A 20,098-nucleotide genomic window follows, 5' to 3' on the forward strand; every position below is an offset into this window, starting at 1 on the left:
GTTTTGAACGGGGCTGCCTAGGAACGGGTGCGGTGGGTGCTGACGAAGTCCGCGAGCGCCCGAACACTTGCGAAGTGACGGCGATTCTCCTTGGAGTCGCTCGCCAGCACGACGCCATAGGACTTCTGCAACGCGAGGCCGAGCTCGAGGGCGTCGATGGAGTCCAGCCCCAGCCCCTCGACGAACAGCGGCGCCGCCGGATCGATGTCGTCCGGCTTGACGTCCTCGAGGTTCAACGTGTCGATGACCAGCCGCTTTATTTCCTGCTCAAGCTCCAACATGTTCCTGGTTCCCCCTGGAGAAATGGTCGTGCAAACGGGTGGTGAGCTGGCGCGCGGCCCTGGCCGCCTCGCCCGCCTCCACGTCGTGGGCCGGCACGTGGATGTCATCCTCCACGCGGATGACGTAGTGCATGGGCTTCGCCGGCACCTTCCACCAGGGCGTGCCCTTGGTGAGGCCCCGCGGCTCGCACTGGATGATGACCGGCGTGATGTCACACGGGCCGCGCACGGCGATGTTGGCGGCGCCGCGCTGCAGCTGCATGTTCCCGTCGAGCGGCGTGCGCGAGCCCTCCGGGAAGATGATGAGGTTGTTGCCGGCCTTCACGGAGGCGATGCAGTCCTGGATGAGCCCGGGCCCGGAGTCGTTGCACAGGTAGCGCGTCGCCCGGATGGGGCCGCGCGTGAACGGGTTGTTGGCCAGGCTCGCCTTGACCACGCAGTCCGCGTTGGGGACCAGGGAGATGAGGAACACCACGTCGATGAGCGACGGGTGGTTGGCCAGGATGAGCAGCCCGGAGCGCGCCAGCTTCTCCACGCCCTGCAATTCGTAGCGCAGCACGCCCAGGGCGCGCATGTAGCCGATGAAGAAGCGGAACGTGTAGTGCACCGCGAGCCGCGCCAGCCGCTGCTGCCGCGCCGGGTCGCGCACGAAGAGCGCCAGCAGCGGGAAGTAGAGCAGCCGCAGCGCCAGCCCTCCCAGCCCGAAGGTGGCGAAGGACAACCCGGTGGCGAAGATGCGCCACGGCCGGTCGAGCTTCTCAAGCATGGCGCGTCCACCGCCAACACCGGCCGCCCGCCGCGTGCTCCCACCGCGAGGCGCCGGAAACGAGGAAGCGCAGGGCGCGCAGGTCCGCCGGGAGCTCCGCGGGGTCCGCCGCCGCGACGGGCGCCTCCGGGGGGCCGGCCGCGCAGTCCAGGTGGATGGCATCCGCGCCCGTGCTGGCGGAGAGGAGGCAGGCCCATGCATGGGGAAACGCCACATCCCGGCAGAAGTGTTCCCACGGCGTGGGCACGGGCTCGTCGTAGACGACGACCATCACCCGGGGGACACCGTCGGACAACAGGCCACACGCCTCCGTGAAGGCGGCCTCCACCGTCTCCTCGCCCGCGGCGATGGCGGCGTAGGCGGACGTGTCCCCGCGCGCGATGGAGTAGAGCGCCCCGATGGCGTTGTGCACCGACAGGCTGAAGGAGGTGGGCGACAGCGGCTCCGAGCGCGCCAGCTGCGTGAGCAGCTCCACCGAGCGGCCCAGGTCGCCATGACGCGACGCGAAGACGACGGGCGCGTCCGGCGCGTCCACGTGCGCGTCATAGGCGGCCTGCAACGCGATGCGGCCCAGCCGGTCCACCCGGCGGCGCATCATCGCGGGCATCGCCGCGAGCGCGGGCGTGCCTTCCGCGGGGAGCGGATGCGGGGTCGCGAGCCACGTTTCCCAGGCAGCAGGATTGACGAGTCCGGGGGCCCAGGCGGCCCAGCGCTGTACGGAGAATCCCACCATCGTGACGGAGAGGCCCCAATCGCCCCCAAAGACAACCTTTACCAAACCATTCACAGGGTGACAATTGGGCGCCCGGTCCGAGCAGGCCGGACGCCGGAGGCCTGTCGCCCCGCCTGCCCCGCGTCGGTTGCAACTCCATGTTCTTGTTGAGGATGGACGCAACGGGGCCTCGGCCTTCACGTTCTTCCGGGTTTGTCCAGGGTGAAGACGCGCCCGTGTGTCGCGCGGGGTGTGAAGCGCTCCGCGAGTCATTCGAAATGGGCGGTGGAAACGGGTTGTGACGGTGGCCTGCGTGACGTGGCGGCGGGCGCGCGTATTCACGCGCCGCGTGCTCCCCGCCGCGTGTCTCAGGACTCGGGCGGGAAGAGGGCGCGCAGCTCGCGGAGCGTGCGGGGGCTGGCGCCGCGGGGGCCGGTGACCCAGATGCGCTCGGGCGCCAGGGCGAGTTCGCGCCAGGACACGGCGCCGCCGTCTGGCAGCAGCACCTCTCCATCCAGGCGCACCACCGAGTGGCGCCGGGACACGGCCTCCAGTCCGAACAGCAGCCGCTCCACGTCCGACCAGCGCGCGGGGGCGAACAGCAGGTCCACGTCCGACAGCGGCCGCACGAAGGGCATGCCCGAGCGGTGCTGCCAGGCCAGTGAACCGAACACGCCCACCGTCAAATCCAGCGCGGCGCCCAGGGCGATGACGTCGTCCAGGGCGGGGCCCCAGGCCGCGGGGGCCGTGTCGCGCACCTCCTGCACCGTGGGCGGCGGCAGGTGGCGCTCCACGGCGGCCAGCGTCACGTGCAGCGACAGGTGGCGGCGGTCGGGCAGGGTGAGCCCCAGCCGCAGGTCGTCCTCCCGGTCCGGCAGGTCCTGCCGGGAGACGGCGAAGGGCCGGCCTTGATCCCGCCACGCCGTCACCTGCGCGAGGACGTCCGGGGCCAGGGACGAGCGCAGGGCTTGCGCCCAGCCGGCGCCCAGATACACCCAGTCGTGCCGCACCGGACGTTCACCGCCCATCAGCGGGCACCTCCCGCCGCCAGGAGGAAGCCGGGCCCGCTTCCGCGACGCGGGACGGGGCTGCCCCCGGGACATGCGGAAGCGGAAGCGGTGGTGCTCACTCCCTGATTCATTACCCGGATTCACGCCGCCGGTGGGAGCGATCCTGCACCGCGCCGCGCCGGTTGCTCGCGTCCGCGTGAATCTCCCCGGAAATCCGGGTGGGAGCCGAGCGCACGCCTCAGGGGTTTCCCTGACGCGCGGTGCGCTATCGGGGCTTCTGGAGGATGGGGCTCACGGCGCTCACGTGCTGGCGGCGCATGTCGATGAGGATGTCGTAGTTGCGCGGCTCCGGGGCGACGGGGCCGGCGGCGAAGCGGTAGAGGCCGCTCACGTCGCGCTCGCGGGGGAAGCGCTCCTTCACCAGGGCCTTGAGCATCTCCTTGGCCACCCACTCCGCGTCCACGGAGACGGAGCCGAACTCGTCCAGGTAGTGGAAGGGCGCGGTGGAGTCCGACTGCTTCGCGGTGAGGACGAAGACGCGCGGCTTCTTGTCCGGGACGACGAGGCTCGCGCCCTGCTCCATCACCGCCAGCTCCCGGCCCTGGGGCAGGGCGAACAGCTCCAGGGACTGCTCGTGCGCGAGCAGGGCGCTGAAGGCCACGAACGCGGTGAGCAGGGCCGTGGCCATGCGCGGGCCATGCCGGGGCCAGATGGTGCCCAGGTTCGCCAGCGACGCGGCGAAGAACACGGCCCAGACGCCCGTGAGCGCGTTGAGCGTGCGGTACGTGGGCCACCGCTCCCCGGCGAGGAAGCTCACCGAGTACGCCGCGCCCGACAGCGTCACCAGCGCCAGCAGCCAGCGCCCCACGCCCCCAAGCCCCGAGCGGCGCCCCTCCACCGCGATGCCCACGCCCAACAGCGTCAGCGTCAGCACCACCATGGCCCGGTAGCCGTCCATGTCACCCACCGGCGCCTCGTTGAGCGCGGACAGCGCGAGCGCGTTGGGGAACACGTGCGTGAGCGCCCAGACGGTCTTGTCCACCCAGTGCTTCTCGAAGCTGATCCGGGGCGAGGGCGGGAAGACGCCCGCCTTGAACAGCACCTGCGTGACGGCGTACGCGAGCGCCAGGCCCGCGCCCATCACCAGCAGGTGCTTGAGCATCCAGCGCGCGGTGTCCTTCAGCGACACGTCGCGGTGCACCACCAGCGACGCCGCCAGCAGCACCGCGGAGAACAGGCCGCTCACCTGATAGATGAGCGTCGCGGTGGCCATGGTGCCCACCGCGGCCAGCGCGTACGGCCACCGGACGGGGGCCCGCGCTCCCGGAGGACCGAGGGCGCGGCGGGCGAAGGCGAACGCGCCCAGGCCCAGCATCAGCGCCAGGGCCTGCGGCCAGCAGATGCTCCAGTTGGCGATGACCTGCGCGGACGGCGTCACCGTGAGGAACCCCGCCAGGAGCGCGGCGGAGCCCGGCCGCCAGCCCTCCCTGCGCAAGAGCAGGAACACCGCCGCCGCGAGCACGCCCAGCCCGGCCACGCCCATGAGGCGCAGCCCCATCAGCCCGTCGATGCCTCCGGCCGCCTTCGCGGACGCCTCCAGCATCCAACCGTAGAGCGGGCGGCCCTGGGAGGCGCAGACGCGGAGGATCTTCCCCGGCTCCTCGCGCGCCTCGCGCAGGATGGCGTAGTCGTCACGCAGGCCATACCGGTGGATGACCGCGCTCCAATAGATGAGCCAGGGAAGCAGGAGCAGCAGGGCCACGGTGCCGGGAACCCCCAGCGCGCGCGGCGGGACACGCTTCATCAACGAGAAGGCCATCGAAGTTGACGCACCGTAGCAGAAGCCTCCCACCGACTCCCGGAGGAACCGGGACACGGCAGGGTTCCAGTCACGGTGAGAAGGGCGGGGCTCCAACTTCCTGCGTGTCCTCACCGAACCCGGGGCCCCGGGGCGCCCTCACGACGGTGAGCACGGGCCGCGCGTCCGCGAGGGACGGGGTGAAGAGGGAGGGCTGGTCGGGGTCCGCGAACACCGTCGCGAAGTCCTCCGGGGCCAGGCCTCGCGCGAGCCGGGCCGCGAACGAGTCCTTGAGCAGGCGCACGTAGTACTCGACGTCGTAGTCGCGCGCGTCGTCGCCCGCGGGCTCGCCCGGCGCGGGGCGCGGGGCAATCTCGCCGTCCTCGGTGAGCGCTTCCGGGAGCAGGCCCGCGCGGCCGCCGGTGGCGCGGTAGATGCGCACGCGCTCGCCCAGGGACCAGTGCTCGCGGCCGTTCGTGAGCAGCGCTTCGTACGGCAGCTCCCGGCGCTGCTTGCGCGTGGCCAGGTACTGCGAGGGGGACTTGGTCAGCCGCACCTGCGCGGAGAGCTCGAAGGTGGGCACCTGGCGCCGCCGCAGCGCCATCACCGCGTCCACGTAGGTGTCGCGCACGGCGCGCACGTCGCCGGCCAGCAGGTGCTGGAGGGCGCGGCGCAGGAAGTCTTCTCCATAGGGCTCCGCGCGGCTGGAGCGGAAGGCCACGCCGCGCAGGAGCAGCGGCCCGGCGTAGGGCTGGAGCGCGTAGTTCTTCGGTTCGTGCGACAGCATGGCGGCGTAGCGCCCGTCGAACTCCAGCTTCACGCGCGGCGGCAGCAGGCTCGCGACCTCCGTCACCACGCGCCGCTCGTCCGCCTCCGTCCAGGCCTCCGGCACCGCGAAGTAGACGCCGTCCGTGTCGGCCTCCAGCAGCGTCACGCCCCGCTGCGCCAACTCGCGGCACATCAGGCCCAGCAGCTCGCGTCCGCGCCGCGTCACCTCGTTGGCGGCGTGCACGTCCGAGAAGCGGGTGAGGCCCACCGCGCCCAGGTAGCCGTAGGCGGAGTTGATCAGGATCTTCATCGCCGCCGAGATCGCCTCTTGCGTGTGGCGCTCCGGGGAGCCGGGCGGGGCCTTCTTCGCCTTGCCCTTCGCGTCCAGGCGTTGGTCCACCAGCCGGTCCACCAGCGCGAGGAGCACGTTCAGCCGGTCGCGCTTCGGCCCGATGCGGTACTGGCGCATCAGCGACGGGTAGAGGCTTGCCACGTCCGCCTTCACGATGTGGCGCGCGACGCCGGTGGCGAACAGGTGCAGCGCCGCGCCGCTGTGGGACGTGCCGTCGCCGGATTCGTGCGCCGGCAGCGCCGCGCCCGAGCGCACGTAGGCGCGCACCATCAGCGGGTCCAACACGCCCGTCGCCGGCCCCGCGTCCGCCAGCCGCTCGTAGCGCCGGGGGGCCATGCGCGCGAGCGCGAACGCCGCGCCGCCCAGCAGGTGCGCCAGCCCCGCGGCCTCCGTCACGTCCTCGCGCGCGTAGCGGCGCACGCGCTCCGGGTCCTTCAGGAAGACCTCGTGGATCCGCGCGCCGGGGATGAGCTCGCGGTCGGGCCCGGACAGGCCCAGGTGCCGCGCCACCGCCTTCAGGCCGTGGCCCGGCAGGTCGCGGGCGGCGAAGTCGTGGCGGCGCACGGCGTCCAGCGTGTCGATGAACTCGCGGCCGGGGACGGTGTAGCGCGCGCGGCGCATGGCGTCCGCGTCACGGCCTCCGGGCCCCCGGTTCAGCGCGGCGCCTCTGGCGGAGGGGCGGTGGCGCAGGCCCGGCAGCCCCGCCCGGCCCAGCGCCAGCGGCACGTTGAGCCGCTTCGCGCGCTGGTCCAGGAAGGGCAGGTCGAAGCCGTGCAGGTTGTGGTTCTCCACCACGTCGGGGTCCGCCTCGCGGATGCGCGCGACCAGCCGGCGCAGGAGGTCCGCCTCGCCCGCGTCGCCGTCCGCCGTCACCTCCAGCGTCTGCGCGCGGCCGTCCGGGTCCCTCAGCGCCACCAGGAAGATGCGGTCGCGGGAAGGATCCAGGCCGGTGGTCTCCAGGTCGAACTGGAGCCTTCGCAGGTCGTCGAAGACCAGGTCGCGGAAGTACGTGCGGCCGGTGGCCACCAGGTACTGCTCCTCCGGAGGCAGCACCAGCGCCGCGGCCGGGCCCAGGTCGCGCAGGTGGCCCACGCGTTGGTCCAACCGCTTCGATGCGCCCTTGAGCACCGCGGACGCCAGCGCGCGGCCGTCCTCCGCGCTGACGAGGAAGCGCAGCGCGCCGGGCCCCTCCAGCTCCCGGTACGTCACGGCGCCTGGCACGGGCGGCGGGCCCTCCGGGCGGAGCGCGTCCCCCAGGTGTTCCAGGTCCTGGAGTGACGCGAGCAGCAGCCAGGGCCGGTACCTCGCGTCCTCGCGCAGCCGCGCGTGCGTGCCCGGCTGCCGCTTCCAGATGAAGGCGCGCCCGTCCGGCTCCGCCCAGACGGACACGATGCCCGGCGTGGGGTCCCATCCCCACAACCACTCGTCCTCCAGCGGATGGGGGGGCGGGACCATGGGCGGGGACTCTTGGGACGGAAGGCACTTCGCGCGGACGCTGCTCCCGGCGCTCTTAGGCGCGCGGGTGCCCGCTTCGCAAGGGTGGGCGGACAGGAGCGGCGTGGCGCTGTCGGAGGGGCTTCGCATCGCTGGGGCTCGGCCCCAGCTTGAGGGCGGTGGCTGACAGCGGTATGTCAGGTTTCACCGTCATGCAGCGCACCGAGCGACTCTTCGCCCTCGCCGAGTACCTGAGGGGCCGCCGCACCGGCGTCACCGCGGAGGTGCTGGCGGAGCGCTTCAGCGTGACGGTGCGGACCATCTACCGGGACCTGGACGCGCTGCGCGCCGCCGCGCTGCCGGTGGGCGCGGAGCGGGGCCGGGGCGGTGGCTACGCGCTGGACCGGGGCTACAGCCTGCCGCCGGTGAACTTCACCGCGCGCGAGGCGGCGCTGGTGGTGGCGCTGGGGCGGTTCGCCATCGACATGCGGCTGCTGCCCTTCACGGGGACGCTGGAGTCGGCGCTGGACAAGGTGCGCTCGGCGCTGTCCACGTCCGCGCAGCGGGAGCTGTTGGCCCGGCTGCGCGAGCTGACGTTCCTGGGCGTGCCGTCCCTGCCCACGCGCAAGCCCGTGCGCGAGGCCCTGGAGCGCGCGTGGTTCGAGCGGCAGCCGCTGCGCATCACCTACGTGGACGGCAACTTCCTGGAGACCGTGCGCGAGGTGCGCATCGAGTCCGTGGTGATGGACCGGCACGAGACGCGGCTGGACGCGGTGGACCTCGCGTCCGGGGAGCGGCGCCACTTCCGGCTGGACCGCATCACCCGGGCGGAGGTGGTGGGCGCCTGAAGCGCGAGGAAGGGGCCGCGTCCGTGGCGCGGCGCCCTCCCGTCCTGGACCTCAGCCGCGCGAGGGGAAGACGCCCTGCGTCGCGATGATGAAGTTCACGCAGGTGTACGGGTTCTGGACGGGCACGGGCTGGCTGCCGCCGGCGATGCCCACGGCCTGGGGGCCCATCACCGTGCTGGGGGTCGTCGAGTAGGGCGTGGGCGTGCTGCCCGGGGGATAGGCCGCGAGGTACGCGCCCTCCGGGCTCTCCGAGTTGCCCTCCTGCATGCTGGCCATCAGCGGGTGGGTGTGCGCGGGCATCTGCGTGGAGATGAGCGTCACCGACGGCTGGCCGGACGCCTCGCCCAGCGTGTGCGGCGCGAGCCCGGGGCCCTGGCCGGGCGCCATGGGGAAGCGGCCGCGCAGGTCCGGCAGCGCGAACGTCGTCCTCCCATCGCCGCCGTAGGTGGTCCCCAGGATGGCGAAGAGCGCCTGGTTCTGCGCGATGGAGAGCAAGGCACCGTTGCAGAGGAGCCAGCCCCTCGGCGCGAAGTCGCCTCCGAACATGATGATCTGCCCAACGTATGGCTCGGACATGGTGCCCCCGGGTGTGACGGATTGTGTGAGCCAGCGAACAGACCATGGGCGGCCACGCGATGAAAGTGCGCGGCGCGTCATCAGAGAAACCGACCCTGCGTGTGCGAAGGTTCACAGTTCGTGAGAGCATGAATTCCTACGCCGCACGTCACCGCGGCGGCTGTCCTTGGGGAGGACCTGTTCCATGTCACTTCGAGCTTTCGTGCCCTTGCGTGGGGTGTTCTCGCGTTTTCGCGTGCTGTCGCTCTGCGCGACGTTGATGGTGACCGCCTGCACGGAGGGGATGGCGGGTGATGGCCCGGCGGGACCGGAGGGTCCTCCGGGGCCCGCGGGCGCGACGGGGCCCGCGGGTCCGGCCGGCCCACGGGGTGAGAAGGGCGCCACGGGTGAACCCGGCCTGATGGGTCCCGAGGGGCCACAGGGCCTGGCGGGTGCGGAGGGCGCGCCGGGGCCCCAGGGACTTCAAGGCGTGCAGGGACCGGCGGGCGCGACGGGCCCCATGGGGCCCATCGGTCTGACAGGCCCGATGGGGCCGCAGGGCGCGGCCGGGCCCACGGGTCCCACGGGCGCGAAGGGCGACATGGGCCCCACCGGTGAGAAGGGTGACACCGGCGCGACGGGCCCGGCGGGAGCCAAGGGTGACACGGGGCCCGCGGGTCCGGAGGGCGCGAAGGGCGATACGGGCGCGACCGGTGCGACCGGCGCGACGGGCCCCGCTGGCGCGAAGGGCGACACGGGCCCGGCAGGCCCTACGGGCGCGAAGGGAGACACGGGCGCGGTGGGAGCCACCGGTCCGGCGGGTGCGAAGGGTGACACGGGAGCCACGGGCCCGGCAGGTCCGACGGGGGCCACCGGCGCGACCGGCGCGACCGGCCCCGCTGGCGCGACGGGCCCCGCGGGCGCGAAGGGAGACACGGGCCCGGCAGGTCCGACGGGAGCGACTGGCGTGGTCGGCCCCGCTGGAGCCACCGGTGCAACGGGCGCGAAGGGCGACACGGGCCCCGCTGGCCCGACGGGCCCGACCGGCCCCACGGGCGCCGTGGGACCCGCTGGCGCCACCGGTGCAACGGGGCCCGCCGGGCCGACGGGTGCGTCCGGGGCCCAGGGCCCTCAGGGGCCCGCGGGCACGCAGGGGCTCTACGGCGATGGCTCCGCGGGGGCGTTCAACGTGAGCGCGGGCCAGACCGTGGACCTCTCCACCTCGCTGGGCGTGAGTCAGCTTCCCGCGGGCTTCAACCTCCAGTTCACCACCATCACCGTCGCGGCCTCCGGAACGCTCCGGGTCCCCAGCGGCACGGTGCTGCGCGCCACGGGGGACATCACCGTGAGCGGGAGGATCGTCGTGCTGCCCGCGGCGGAGGACCTGGGTAACGGAGAGGCCCCCGCGGGCGTCGCCCGGGTGGCGGCGAGCACCTACAACGGAGGCGAGGGCCTGACGATGTTCCAGGCGGCCCAGGTCCGCCGGGTCCAGTCCGCGTCGGGCGGCGCGGGAGCGCGCCTCTACGCGGGCGCGAACGCCGACGGCGGGGCGGGCGGAGGCGCGGTGCTGCTGGTCTCGCGCACCAACGTCCGCGTCACCTCGGGCGGGTCCATCGAAGCGAAGGGCGAGGGCGGCGTGAACCCGCAGACGACTGGAGCGTCCATCGTGGGCACGGGCGGTGGCGGTGGCGGCGTCGTGCTGATCGCGGCCAAGGGGAGCATCACCCTGGCGGGCACCATCAGCGTGCCGGGCGGCAAGGGCGCGGATGGCTTCAATGGCAACGGCGGCACGGGTGAAGGCGGCGGTGGCGGCGGCGGCGGCGGCATCGTCCACTTCATCTCCCCGGTGTCCCCCACCGTGACGGGAAGCGTGGATGTGTCGGCGGGCGGGGCTGGCAGCAACGCGGCGGCAGTGTCCCCTTCGACCACCATCCTCTCTGCCGGTGGCGGCGGTGGCAGCGGCGGCAACGGCGGCACCGCGGGAGGCATCATCCCGGGCACCTCGGCGAACGGGAACGCCACCGCGGGGACGGCTGGCTACTTCATCCAGACGATCGCCCCGGAGCCGGAGTCGCTGCTGGGCCTGTGAGCGAAGGCCCTCACCGGACCGGCGGGCTCACCTGCCGCCGGTCCCCGAGTCGCCCTCCGGAGCCCGCCACTGGAGCTCCAGGTAGGGCGACGCCGGGTCGCTTCCCGGCGCGGGCGTGAAGCCGTGCCGGGTGTAGAGCCGCAGCGCCGGATTGTCTCGCGTGACGTGCAGCCGCACGGGCACGCGCGACAGCGCCGCCTCCGCTTGAATCGCCTTCAGCAGCTGCGTGCCCAGGCCGCGTCCCTGATGCTCGGGGAGCAGCGACACGTCCACGAGCAGCAGCTCCGCGGCCGTGCGCACGAGCCACTGGCGGCCCACGGGCACGCCCTCCACCTCGATGATGGCGTGGCCTTCCGGGGAATGGGTCGCCGCGTAGTGGCGGGCCTGGGCCTGGTGCTGCATGCGCAGGAACGGCTCCGCCTGCGCGGGCGGCAGGCCCCAGGCGGCCAGCTCGCGTGCGCGCGTGCTCACGTAGAGCGTGAAGAGGAACGGGTCATCCGCGGGCGTGACCGGGCGCAGTCGGGGCGCGAAGGGCAGGGGCGTCTCCACGGCGGCGAATCCTCCCACGTCTGTCCGGGGCGCGGGCAGCCCCCTCGACCCGGTGGGCCGTGCCGGGTGGAATGTGCACAGCATGAAGGTCAGGGGCTGCGTGCCCCACCGCTCCCAGGAGGTCCGTCCGGTGTCTTCCCGTCTTCCGCGGCACGTGCGCGTCGCCATCGTGGGCGCGGGCTTCGCCGGGCTGGGCATGGCCATCCGGTTGAAGCAGGAAGGCTTCGACGACTTCGTCATCCTGGAGCGCGCGGGTGACGTGGGCGGCGTCTGGCGCGACAACGTCTATCCCGGCTGCGCGTGCGACGTGCAGTCGCTGCTGTATTCGTTCTCCTTCGCGCCGAACCCCGGCTGGTCGCGCGTCTACTCACCGGGCTGGGAGATCCAGGCGTACCTGCGCGATTGCGTCAGGCGATTCCAACTGGAAGCCTTCCTGCGCTTCGGGCACGCGGTCCTCTCCGCGAAGTGGGATGAGACGACGCGGCGCTGGGTGCTGGAGACGTCCCACGGCGTCCTCACCGCGGACGCGCTCGTGGTCGCCGTAGGCACCTTGAGCGAGCCCGTGATTCCACCCCTGCCCGGGCTGGATCGCTTCCAGGGCAAGGTGATGCATTCGGCGCGGTGGGAGGCCGGCTACGCGCTGGCCGGACGCAAGGTGGGCGTGGTGGGCACGGGCGCGTCGGCGGTGCAGATCGTACCGGCCATCCAGCCGGAGGTCGGCCGGCTCGTCCTCTTCCAGCGCACGCCCGCGTGGGTGCTGCCCCGGGGGGACAAGCCCATCGGAGCCCTGCGAAAGGCCCTGTACCGGTGGGTGCCGGGCTCGCGGTGGCTCCTGCGCGAGGCGCTGCGCCTCCTGCGCGACAGCCTGGCCGTGGCCTTCGAGCACCCGTGGATCTTCCGGCTCGCGCAGCGGTGGGTGCGGTGGCACATGCTGAAGGGGGTGAAGGACCCGTCGCTCCGCGAGCGGCTCACGCCCCGGTACACGATGGGGTGCAAGCGCATCCTCGTCTCCGATGACTACCTGCCGGCCCTCACCCGCCCGAACGTGGAGGTCGTCACCGCGCCCATCCGCGAGGTGCTCGAGGACGCGGTCGTCACCGGCGATGGTGAGGTCCACCCGGTGGACACGCTCGTCTTCGGCACCGGGTTCCAGGCGACGGAGATGCCGCTGGGGCACCACCTCCAGGGGCGTGACGGCCGGACGCTCGCGCGGGTGTGGGCGGGCAGTCCCCGGGCCTTCCTGGGCATCACCGTGAGCGGCTTCCCCAACCTCTTCCTGCTTCAGGGGCCGCACACCACCCTGGGCCACACTTCTGTGTTGTTGATGATGGAGGCCCAGGTGGAGCACGTGCTGGGCGCGCTGCGCTACCTGGAGGCCCGGGGCGCGGCCGCGGTGGAGCCGGAGCCACGTGCCCAGGACGCCTTCGTGCGTGAGCTGGAGGCGCGACTGTCCGGCACGGTGTGGAACCAGGGCGGATGCCGGAGCTGGTACATGGATGCCACGGGGCGCAACTCCGCCCTCTGGCCCGGCACCGCCAGGGCCTTCCGCCACCGGGTGGAGCACTTCGAACCGTCGGACTACGTCACGCTTCCCCGGCCGGACGCGCCTCGCACGCTCCGGCCGTGAGGCGATTGGCGGGGCTTCAGGACTTCTTCGCGCGCTTCCGCGTCGCGGGCTTCTTCGCCGTCGCGCGGCGGGCGGCCACGGCGGTCCGCGTCTTCTTGGCGCCGGAGCGTTTGGCGGCGGGCTTCGCTCTCTCCTGCGCCGCGTGGTAGCGCTCCAGGAGCTTCGTGCCCTTGGTGGCGAGCCGCTTCGCTCCCGCGCTGTCCTTCGGCACGGGTTCGCCCCAGGCGCGGGCGGACAGGGCGAGGCGCGTGGGCTTGCCGTGGTCATCCACCATGGGCCCGCGCGGGTGCGCGAAGTGACGGCGCAGGAAGCTGCCCTTCCTGCGCATCTTCTCCGGCGTGTCCGCCTTGCCCTTCACGCCGGGCTTGAGGTTCGCGCCTTCCTTCTCGTGGAACCACTCACGGCCCGCGGCGGTGAGGCCGCCCTTCGGATCCTTCAGGCGCCGCGTGCGCGTGACGCTCTTGCGGGTGGGAGACCGGGTCGGCATCAGGCGTGCTCCTCTTGGAACAGCGGTGAAGACTTCCGCATGAGAGGTAGGTCGTCCCGGCCCTGTTGGCACGACGTGACAGGCTGCCTGCTTCCTACGGCGTGGGCTTCGCCTCCGGAGGCACCAGCGAATCCGCCAGCGCACGGAGGGCGAGCGCATGCGAGTGCCACAGGTCCTCGCTCTTGAAGACCTCCAGAGGGCGCTGGGGCGGCAGGCCCCGGGCCTCGTACTCCTGGCCCTGCGCGTCGGCGTAGTGCTCGTTCGACAGGTGCACCGTCCATCCGTTGGGCAGCGGCTTGACGAGCATGTCGGAGAACGCGCCTCGCGTGGCCGTGCCCACGTGGACGACGTTCGGGAGCGCTCGCAGGGCCAGCGTGAGGACCTCGCCCGCGCTGACCGTGACGTCGCTCGTCACCACGTACACGGGCCCGTGGAAGGACGGACGCGACGAGGGCTGGAGCGTGAACACCTGCGGCGGAACGCCCTGCGCCCCCGTCGCCCACTTGGAGTACGCGCGCACGGGGCGGGCCGTGAAGCGCTCCGCGACGGCGCGGGCCACGGCGTCGTAGCCACCCCGGTTGTTGCTCACGTCCAGGATGACCGCGTCCGCGCCCGCGAAGGCTGTCAGCGCCGCGTCCAGCGCCGGCTCCAGCGCGGCCAGTTCCTGGTCCAGCGTGGGCGTCTTTCCCTCCTCTCCGGCGACGAAGCCGCCCATCGTCAGCAGGTTGAGGTAGGCGACGCGGGGTGCGGCGAAGCCCCAGAGGATGCGCTGGTTCGCGACGTGATGGCCCTCTCCGCGCAGCACGGTCTGGAGGATGCCGTCGCGGTACGCGCGCATCCATTCGCGCTGCACCTCCCTGGCGGGACGCTCCATGGCCACGGCCGCATCCGCCAGCATCTCGAACGTGCCCGTGGGACGGGGCTCGTACGTCAACGTATCCGAGGACGCGTCGTCCGCGACCAGCTCCACGTGCGCATCGTTGAGCGAACGGAGCGCGTCCGCGAAGAGGGTGAACAGCGCGCGGCCGTCCATGCCCGGTGTCACCCGCGAGCGCTGCGCGTCCAGGTGGGCCAGCCAGTCCGGGTCTCGCTGGGGGAAGGCGGCGTAGTGCTCCGCGAAGGTCGCCCGGAACACGTCGAACATCTCCAGCGCGCTCCACACGTGCGGCGTGTCGCAGCGGGCGGGCAGGGCCGTCAGGCGGTCGAAGCGGTAGCGCGTCTCCCCTGGCCCGGCGAGGAAGTCCCGGACGTCCGCCGAGGGCCCCGGCTCCCGCACACCGAACATCTCCATGAGCTCCGCCGGTGTCGCCGGATCCGGATAGCACCCCGCCGCCGTCTCGTGGTGCAGCCGCAGTCCCTCGGGCGTCACCGTGAGCAGCCAGCCGTAGCCGCGCGAGCGCCACACGCCGTACCCGTCCGCGGCGCTGGCCTTCGATGCGGCGTGCGGCGTGGCGCACGCGGCGAGCAGCCCCGCGACGACGAGGAGAATGGCTCCGCGCCCACTTCCTCCACCACCCGACACCCGGCCGTGCGCGGGACGGGGGGAGGCGGGGCGTGCGCTATAAACCCCGCGTGGGGTGGGGGTGGCCTGCCCGCTGATGGGAGACATCATGGGTGGAGTCGCTCGGAAGTTGGGGTGGGTGGCCCTGGCGCTGGCAGGGGCCTTCTGTCTGGGCGTGGTGGCGCTGCACCGGGGTGAGTCCATCAGCGCCATCTGGCTGGTGGTCGCCTCGGTCGCGGTCTTCATGCTGGGATATCGTTTCTACGGCCGCTTCATTGCCGAAAAAGCGCTCCAGCTGGACCCCTCGCGCGCCACCCCCGCCGAGCGCCGCAACGACGGCCTGGACTACGTGCCCACGGACCGCTGGGTCGTGTTCGGCCACCACTTCGCGGCCATCGCGGGCGCGGGTCCGCTGGTGGGCCCGGTGCTGGCGGCGCAGATGGGCTACCTGCCCGGCACGCTGTGGATCCTGGCGGGCGTGGTGGTGGCCGGCGCGGTGCAGGACTTCGTGACGCTGTTCCTGTCCGTGCGCCGTGACGGCAAGTCGCTGGGCGACATGGTGCGCATGGAGCTGGGGCCCGCGGCCGGCGTGACGGCCATGGTGGGCGTGCTGATGATCATGATGATCATCCTCGCGGTGCTGGCGCTGGTGGTGGTGAAGGCGCTGACGCACAGCCCCTGGGGCACCTTCACCGTGGCGATGACCATCCCCATCGCCGTGGCCATGGGCCTGTACCTGCGCTACGTGCGGCCCGGCAAGGTGCTGGAGGTGTCCATCGTCGGCTTCGTCCTCTTGATGCTCAGCATCTGGCTGGGAGGCCAGGTCTCCGAATCCACCACCTGGGGCCCCTGTTTCACCTTCGACAGCCGCACGCTGGCGTGGCTGCTCATCGGCTACGGGTTCTGCGCGGCGGTGCTGCCGGTGTGGCTGCTGCTCGCGCCGCGCGACTACCTGTCCACCTTCCTGAAGATTGGCACCGTGCTGCTGCTGGCGGTGGGCATCGTGCTGGCGGCGCCGCACATGAAGATGCCGGCGGTGACGCGCTTCGTGGACGGCTCCGGGCCGGTGTTCTCCGGCAGCCTCTTCCCGTTCCTCTTCATCACCATCGCGTGCGGCGCGGTGTCCGGGTGGCACTCGCTCATCGCGTCCGGCACCACGCCGAAGATGCTCGCCACGGAGGCCGACGCGAGGCTCGTGGGCTACGGCGCCATGCTGATGGAGGCCTTCGTGGCCATCATGGCGCTCATCGCCGCGTCGGTGCTGGAGCCGGGCGTCTACTTCGCCATGAACTCGCCCGCGGCGCTCATTGGCACGGAAGCGGCGCAGGCGGCGGCGACGATCAGCCAGTGGGGCTTCGTCATCACCCCGGAGGTGCTGGAGCAGACGGCGCGCGACATCGGTGAGACGACCATCCTGTCCCGCGCGGGCGGTGCGCCCACGCTGGCGGTGGGCATGGCGCAGATCCTCCACGGGCTGGTGTCCGGGCAGGGGATGATGGCCTTCTGGTACCACTACGCCATCCTCTTCGAGGCCCTCTTCATCCTCACCACCGTGGACGCCGGCACGCGCGTGGGGCGCTTCATGATCCAGGAGCTGGCGGGCCTGGTGTACGCGCCGCTCAAGCGCACGGAGTCCTGGGGCGCGAACCTGCTGGCCACCGCGCTGTGCGTGGCCGCCTGGGGCTACTTCCTCTACCAGGGCGTGGTGGATCCGCTGGGCGGCATCAACACGCTGTGGCCGCTGTTCGGCATCGCCAACCAGATGCTCGCCGCGGTGGCGCTCACGCTGGGCTGCGTGGCGCTGGTGAAGATGAAGCGCGAGCGCTACGTCTGGGTGCCTGGCATCCCCGCCGCGTGGCTGGTGCTGTGCACGCTCACCGCCGGCTTCCAGAAGGTGTTCGGCGGCGACGTGCGCGTGAGCTTCGTGGCCCACGCGCGGGCCTTCTCCCAGGCGGTGGCCGAAGGCCGTCTCATCGCCCCGGCGAAGTCCGTGGAGGAGATGGAGGCCATCATCCACAATGACTACCTGGATGCCGGCCTCACCGTGTTCTTCATGGGGGTGGTGGTGGCGACGATCCTCTTTGGCGTGCGCGCCGCGCTCCGGGCTCGGAGCTCGCCGGTGCCCACCTCGCACGAGACGCCCTACGTGGCCGCCGCCGTCCCGGTGGAGCCGTGAGGCGCGCGCTCACGCAGGCGCTCCGGCACGGCTGGCGGCAGGCCGTGCGCACCGCGCGCTCGATGATTGGCGTGCCGGATTACGACACCTACGTCGCCCACATGCGCCGTCACCATCCGGACAGAGCGGTGATGACCTACGCGGAGTTTTTCAACGACCGCCTCCAGGCCCGCTACCGCGCTGGCGGTGGCCGGTGCTGCTGAGCGGATGAGTCGTTGAGTCTTCCGGATAAAGCTGCTTAGTGGGTTTTACGGGTCAAGCCCGTTCAACCCCTTCGCAGGAGTCTGCCGTGTCTCGTACCTCGACGCCGTTCCGGACGTGGGCGCTGGGCGCCGTGTTTCTCGCATCGCTGGGCGGCTGCTCGGGCCCGGAGGACGCCCCTGCCGCCGGGGAGCCGGTGGGGAAGGTGGAGTCCGCCGCGCTGTCGACGCGGGTGGTGGGCTACCTGCCGACGTGGGCGGGGGACGTGAACGCGTTGCAGTACTCGAAGCTGTCTCACATCAACTACGCGTTCGCGCTGCCCACGGCGTCCGGCGGGCTCACGGGGGTGAGCAGCTCCGACGCGCGGCTGCGCTCGCTGGTGACGCAGGCGCATGCGCAGGGCGTGAAGGTGCTCATCGCCGTCGGCGGCTGGAACGACGGCAACGACAGCGGCTTCGAGCAGATGGCCGCCAACGCGAGCACGCGCACGGCGTTCGTGAACACGGTGGTGAACTTCGTCAACGCGGCCGGGCTGGATGGCGTGGACATCGACTGGGAGTACCCGGACCCCGGCACGTCGGGGAACAACTACGCGGCGCTGATGCGCGAGCTGGGCACGGCCATGCACAGCCGGGGCAAGCTGCTCACGGCGGCGGTGGTGGCCAATGGCTACACGGGCGGCGGCGTGCAGGCGTCTGTCTTCAACGACGTCGATTTCCTCAACATCATGGCGTACGACGGCGGGCAGCCGCATTCGACGTATGACCTGGCGGTCCAGTCGCTGAACTACTGGAAGGGGCGCGGGCTGCCGGCGTCCAAGGCGGTGCTGGGCGTGCCGTTCTACGGGCGCTCGCCGTCCAGCTACGTGGCCTATTCGGAGCTCGTCGCCCGCGATTCGCAGGCGCCCTACAAGGACAACGTGGGGGACGTCTATTACAACGGCATCGCGACCATTCAGGCGAAGACGCAGCTGGGGAAGCAGAACGGCGGCGTGATGATCTGGGAGCTGTCCCAGGACACGTCCGGGAGCACGTCGCTGCTCAACGCCATCTACTCCGTGGCGCAGGGCACGGGCGGCGGCACGGGCGCGTACCGGCTGGTGAACAAGGCCTCCGGCCGGTGCGTGGACATCAACGGCCCCAGCACGGCGGACGGCGCCACCCTCCACCAGTGGACCTGCCACACGGGCGCGAGCCAGCAGTGGTCGATGGAGGCGACGGACAGCGGCTACTACCGCTTCGTGTCGCGCTACAGCGGCAAGGCGCTGGACGTGCGGGACGCGAGCACGGCGGACGGCGCGGGGCTCCAGCAGTGGTCCTACGGCGGCGGGGCGAACCAGCAGTTCAAGCCGGTGGACCTGGGCAATGGCTACTTCCGGCTGGAGGCGCGCCACAGCGGCAAGGTGCTGGACGTGACGGGCTGCCAGCAGGGCAGTGGTGACGGCACGCCGCTCCAGCAGTGGACCTGGTTCAACAATGCGTGTCAGCAGTTCCGGCTGGAAGCGCTGTAGCCCCTTCGCGGATGGCGGGCTCCGCGCCAGGCGGGCCCCGCCATCCTACCTGGGGGGGATTCTAGAAGTGACACGGATGGTGTAGGGGCAGAGGCGATGCCTGATTCATTGTCACCGTGGGGACGCCTGCTGCGCCGTCCCATCGATCTGGGATGGGAGCGACTGCGCGCCCCGTATGCGACGGCGTTCGGGGTGTGCTTCGCGATGCTGCTGTTGCGCTCGCACGAGCGGCTCGCCCAGGCACACCTCTGGGCGGAGGACGGACGGACGTTCCTGGGGGAGGCGTTCGAGCACGGTCTGGGCGCCACCTTCATGCCCTACGCGGGCTATCTGCATGTCGTCCCTCGGCTGGTCACCTGGGTGCTGTCGCTGCTGCCCATCGAGACGTACGCCGTGGCGCTGACGAGCGTCACCCTGGCGCTCAACGCGGCGGTGTTCGCGCTCATCGCGAAGCCGTGCCACCGCGGGCTGGTGTCCCATGACGGGGTCCGCGTCCTTGTCGCCGTGGCGTTCTGCTTCCTGCCGGGGACCTGGGAGGTGACGGGCAACGTCGCCAACCTCCACTCCGTCCTCTTCTACGGAGTCATGCTGGTGGCGCTCCAGGACCTGGACCGCCCGCTGGGCTTCGCGGAAGTGCTGGTGGTGCTCGCGGCGGCCACGAGCGCGGGTGAGGCCGTGTTGCTGGCGCCGGCCTTCCTGCTGCGCGGGTGGATGCGGTGGCGCGACGGCCGGCCCCTGCGCGAAGCGGTGGGGGAGGCCCTGGCGGTGGTGGCGCTGACCGTGCCGGCCGCGATGAACGCGTTGCTCTATCAGTCCGGCATGCCCGTGGCGGACTTCGCCTCCTGGCCGCTCTCCCGCATGGCGGAGCACCTCTGGACCACCTTCAACGACCGGTACGTGCTGCACCCGGTGCTGGGCGATGGGGGGACGATGTCCTATTTCCGCCGTCCGCTGGGGGTGCGGATCGCGGTCACGGCCGGGTTCGCCGTCGTGCTCGTCCTGGGCCTGCGCCGGGTGCCCGCGCGTCCGCGTGCGCTGATGCTGGCCGCCTGCGCGTGCGTCTTCCTGTTGATTCCGCTCACCTGGTACGTGCGCCCCGGCGCGGCGGAGTTCCCCACGTTTGGCGCGCTCCGGGAGCCGGGCGTCATGGACGCCCGCTACATGCTGTTCGCGCTCCCGGCGGGCGTCGTCCTCTGGGCGGCGGCGCTGGCGCGGTTCCGGGCCATCTTCGCCGCGGGGTTGTGCGTCTGCGTGGTGGTGCTGGCCTTTCCTCGCTGGACCTTCGAACCGTGGGGCACCGAGCGCGACTGGGCGACGAGCGCCCGGATCATCCGCGAGACCCGCCAGACGCCAGGCGCGGAGGCGACCGTCCCCACCAATCCCCCCGGCTGGTACATCTCCGTCCACGGCCCCTCTCGCGCCGCGAAGTGACGC

17 protein-coding genes are annotated in these 20,098 nt (G+C 72.1%); 7 read left to right on the forward strand and 10 right to left on the reverse strand.

Annotation, left to right across the window (positions count from 1 at the left end):
* Window positions 1-17: 17 nt before the first annotated feature.
* The 6 genes from JYJ93_RS13990 to JYJ93_RS14015 all read right to left on the reverse strand — a co-directional run bounded on the left by JYJ93_RS13990 (window position 18) and on the right by JYJ93_RS14015 (window position 7,142).
* Complete coding sequence (locus JYJ93_RS13990; RefSeq protein WP_206791021.1) at window positions 18-281, reverse strand: phosphopantetheine-binding protein; 264 nt, start codon at window positions 279-281, stop codon at window positions 18-20.
* The gene (locus tag JYJ93_RS13995; protein WP_206791023.1) at window positions 268-1,047 is read right to left on the reverse strand and encodes a lysophospholipid acyltransferase family protein; all 780 of its coding nucleotides are present in this window, start codon (window positions 1,045-1,047) and stop codon (window positions 268-270) included. The genes JYJ93_RS13990 and JYJ93_RS13995 overlap by 14 nt, the downstream gene beginning before the upstream one ends.
* The gene (locus tag JYJ93_RS14000) at window positions 1,040-1,780 is read right to left on the reverse strand and encodes a beta-ketoacyl synthase chain length factor (RefSeq protein WP_242543796.1); all 741 of its coding nucleotides are present in this window, start codon (window positions 1,778-1,780) and stop codon (window positions 1,040-1,042) included. Before JYJ93_RS14000 ends, JYJ93_RS13995 begins: the two co-directional genes overlap by 8 nt.
* 347 nt (window positions 1,781-2,127) lie before the next feature.
* Window positions 2,128-2,787: a malonate decarboxylase holo-[acyl-carrier-protein] synthase gene (mdcG, locus tag JYJ93_RS14005; protein ID WP_206791024.1), complete on the reverse strand. Its 660-nt coding sequence runs from the start codon at window positions 2,785-2,787 to the stop codon at window positions 2,128-2,130.
* Window positions 2,788-3,034: 247 nt separating this feature from the next.
* Window positions 3,035-4,645: a hypothetical protein gene (locus tag JYJ93_RS14010; protein ID WP_269012753.1), complete on the reverse strand. Its 1,611-nt coding sequence runs from the start codon at window positions 4,643-4,645 to the stop codon at window positions 3,035-3,037.
* A gap of 13 nt (window positions 4,646-4,658) precedes the next feature.
* Window positions 4,659-7,142 (reverse strand): ribonuclease H-like domain-containing protein, encoded by a 2,484-nt coding sequence (locus JYJ93_RS14015; RefSeq protein WP_206791026.1) that lies wholly within the window; start codon window positions 7,140-7,142, stop codon window positions 4,659-4,661.
* A gap of 191 nt (window positions 7,143-7,333) precedes the next feature.
* On the opposite strand from JYJ93_RS14015, the gene JYJ93_RS14020 reads away from it, so the two are divergent.
* Window positions 7,334-7,969, forward strand: a complete 636-nt coding sequence (locus JYJ93_RS14020; RefSeq protein WP_120563765.1) for an HTH domain-containing protein — start codon at window positions 7,334-7,336, stop codon at window positions 7,967-7,969.
* Between the two features lie 51 nt (window positions 7,970-8,020).
* Here JYJ93_RS14020 and JYJ93_RS14025 read toward each other — a convergent pair whose 3' ends face one another.
* The gene (locus tag JYJ93_RS14025; RefSeq protein WP_206791028.1) at window positions 8,021-8,545 is read right to left on the reverse strand and encodes a tail fiber protein; all 525 of its coding nucleotides are present in this window, start codon (window positions 8,543-8,545) and stop codon (window positions 8,021-8,023) included.
* Window positions 8,546-8,729: 184 nt separating this feature from the next.
* On the opposite strand from JYJ93_RS14025, the gene JYJ93_RS40590 reads away from it, so the two are divergent.
* Complete coding sequence (locus tag JYJ93_RS40590) at window positions 8,730-10,613, forward strand: collagen-like protein (protein WP_277989466.1); 1,884 nt, start codon at window positions 8,730-8,732, stop codon at window positions 10,611-10,613.
* 27 nt (window positions 10,614-10,640) lie between these two features.
* Here the strand turns inward: JYJ93_RS40590 and JYJ93_RS14035 are convergent, their stop codons facing one another.
* Window positions 10,641-11,162: a GNAT family N-acetyltransferase gene (locus JYJ93_RS14035; protein WP_269012747.1), complete on the reverse strand. Its 522-nt coding sequence runs from the start codon at window positions 11,160-11,162 to the stop codon at window positions 10,641-10,643.
* A 130-nt stretch (window positions 11,163-11,292) separates the two neighbouring features.
* Here JYJ93_RS14035 and JYJ93_RS14040 point away from each other — a divergent pair, with 130 nt between their 5' ends.
* The gene (locus JYJ93_RS14040; RefSeq protein ID WP_269012745.1) at window positions 11,293-12,789 is read left to right on the forward strand and encodes an NAD(P)/FAD-dependent oxidoreductase; all 1,497 of its coding nucleotides are present in this window, start codon (window positions 11,293-11,295) and stop codon (window positions 12,787-12,789) included.
* A 16-nt stretch (window positions 12,790-12,805) separates the two neighbouring features.
* On the opposite strand, the gene JYJ93_RS14045 is transcribed toward JYJ93_RS14040, so the two are convergent.
* Entirely contained in the window at window positions 12,806-13,276 is a 471-nt protein-coding gene (locus JYJ93_RS14045) for a DUF6321 domain-containing protein (protein WP_206791033.1), read from the reverse strand.
* A 94-nt stretch (window positions 13,277-13,370) separates the two neighbouring features.
* Window positions 13,371-14,798 (reverse strand): S41 family peptidase, encoded by a 1,428-nt coding sequence (locus tag JYJ93_RS40795; protein ID WP_206791035.1) that lies wholly within the window; start codon window positions 14,796-14,798, stop codon window positions 13,371-13,373.
* A gap of 88 nt (window positions 14,799-14,886) precedes the next feature.
* Between JYJ93_RS40795 and JYJ93_RS14055 the strand changes: the two genes are divergently transcribed.
* The 4 genes from JYJ93_RS14055 (at window position 14,887) to JYJ93_RS14070 (ending at window position 20,095) form a co-directional block, all read left to right on the forward strand.
* Window positions 14,887-16,953 (forward strand): carbon starvation CstA family protein, encoded by a 2,067-nt coding sequence (locus JYJ93_RS14055; protein ID WP_206791037.1) that lies wholly within the window; start codon window positions 14,887-14,889, stop codon window positions 16,951-16,953.
* Window positions 16,950-17,156 carry a YbdD/YjiX family protein gene (locus tag JYJ93_RS14060; protein ID WP_206791039.1) on the forward strand — a complete coding sequence of 69 codons (207 nt, stop codon included), beginning with the start codon at window positions 16,950-16,952 and terminating at the stop codon, window positions 17,154-17,156. Before JYJ93_RS14055 ends, JYJ93_RS14060 begins: the two co-directional genes overlap by 4 nt.
* An 86-nt stretch (window positions 17,157-17,242) precedes the next feature.
* Window positions 17,243-18,664 (forward strand): RICIN domain-containing protein, encoded by a 1,422-nt coding sequence (locus tag JYJ93_RS14065; RefSeq protein ID WP_206791041.1) that lies wholly within the window; start codon window positions 17,243-17,245, stop codon window positions 18,662-18,664.
* A gap of 96 nt (window positions 18,665-18,760) precedes the next feature.
* On the forward strand, window positions 18,761-20,095 hold the full coding sequence (locus JYJ93_RS14070) for a hypothetical protein (RefSeq protein WP_206791049.1): 1,335 nt from the start codon (window positions 18,761-18,763) through the stop codon (window positions 20,093-20,095).
* Window positions 20,096-20,098 lie beyond the last annotated feature (3 nt).

It is taken from the genome of Corallococcus sp. NCSPR001 (assembly GCF_017309135.1).
GTDB lineage: Bacteria > Myxococcota > Myxococcia > Myxococcales > Myxococcaceae > Corallococcus.

What these genes read in the sequence shown, in the direction of transcription:
- JYJ93_RS13990 (WP_206791021.1), bottom strand. Translation starts at nt 281, where the DNA reads ATGTTGGAGCTTGAGCAGGAAATAAAGCGGCTGGTCATCGACACGTTG.
- JYJ93_RS13995 (WP_206791023.1), bottom strand. Translation starts at nt 1,047, where the DNA reads ATGCTTGAGAAGCTCGACCGGCCGTGGCGCATCTTCGCCACCGGGTTG.
- JYJ93_RS14000 (WP_242543796.1), bottom strand. Translation starts at nt 1,780, where the DNA reads ATGGTGGGATTCTCCGTACAGCGCTGGGCCGCCTGGGCCCCCGGACTC.
- mdcG (WP_206791024.1), bottom strand. Translation starts at nt 2,787, where the DNA reads ATGGGCGGTGAACGTCCGGTGCGGCACGACTGGGTGTATCTGGGCGCC.
- JYJ93_RS14015 (WP_206791026.1), bottom strand. Translation starts at nt 7,142, where the DNA reads ATGGTCCCGCCCCCCCATCCGCTGGAGGACGAGTGGTTGTGGGGATGG.
- JYJ93_RS14020 (WP_120563765.1), top strand. Translation starts at nt 7,334, where the DNA reads ATGCAGCGCACCGAGCGACTCTTCGCCCTCGCCGAGTACCTGAGGGGC.
- JYJ93_RS14025 (WP_206791028.1), bottom strand. Translation starts at nt 8,545, where the DNA reads ATGTCCGAGCCATACGTTGGGCAGATCATCATGTTCGGAGGCGACTTC.
- JYJ93_RS40590 (WP_277989466.1), top strand. Translation starts at nt 8,730, where the DNA reads ATGTCACTTCGAGCTTTCGTGCCCTTGCGTGGGGTGTTCTCGCGTTTT.
- JYJ93_RS14045 (WP_206791033.1), bottom strand. Translation starts at nt 13,276, where the DNA reads ATGCCGACCCGGTCTCCCACCCGCAAGAGCGTCACGCGCACGCGGCGC.
- JYJ93_RS14055 (WP_206791037.1), top strand. Translation starts at nt 14,887, where the DNA reads ATGGGTGGAGTCGCTCGGAAGTTGGGGTGGGTGGCCCTGGCGCTGGCA.
- JYJ93_RS14070 (WP_206791049.1), top strand. Translation starts at nt 18,761, where the DNA reads ATGCCTGATTCATTGTCACCGTGGGGACGCCTGCTGCGCCGTCCCATC.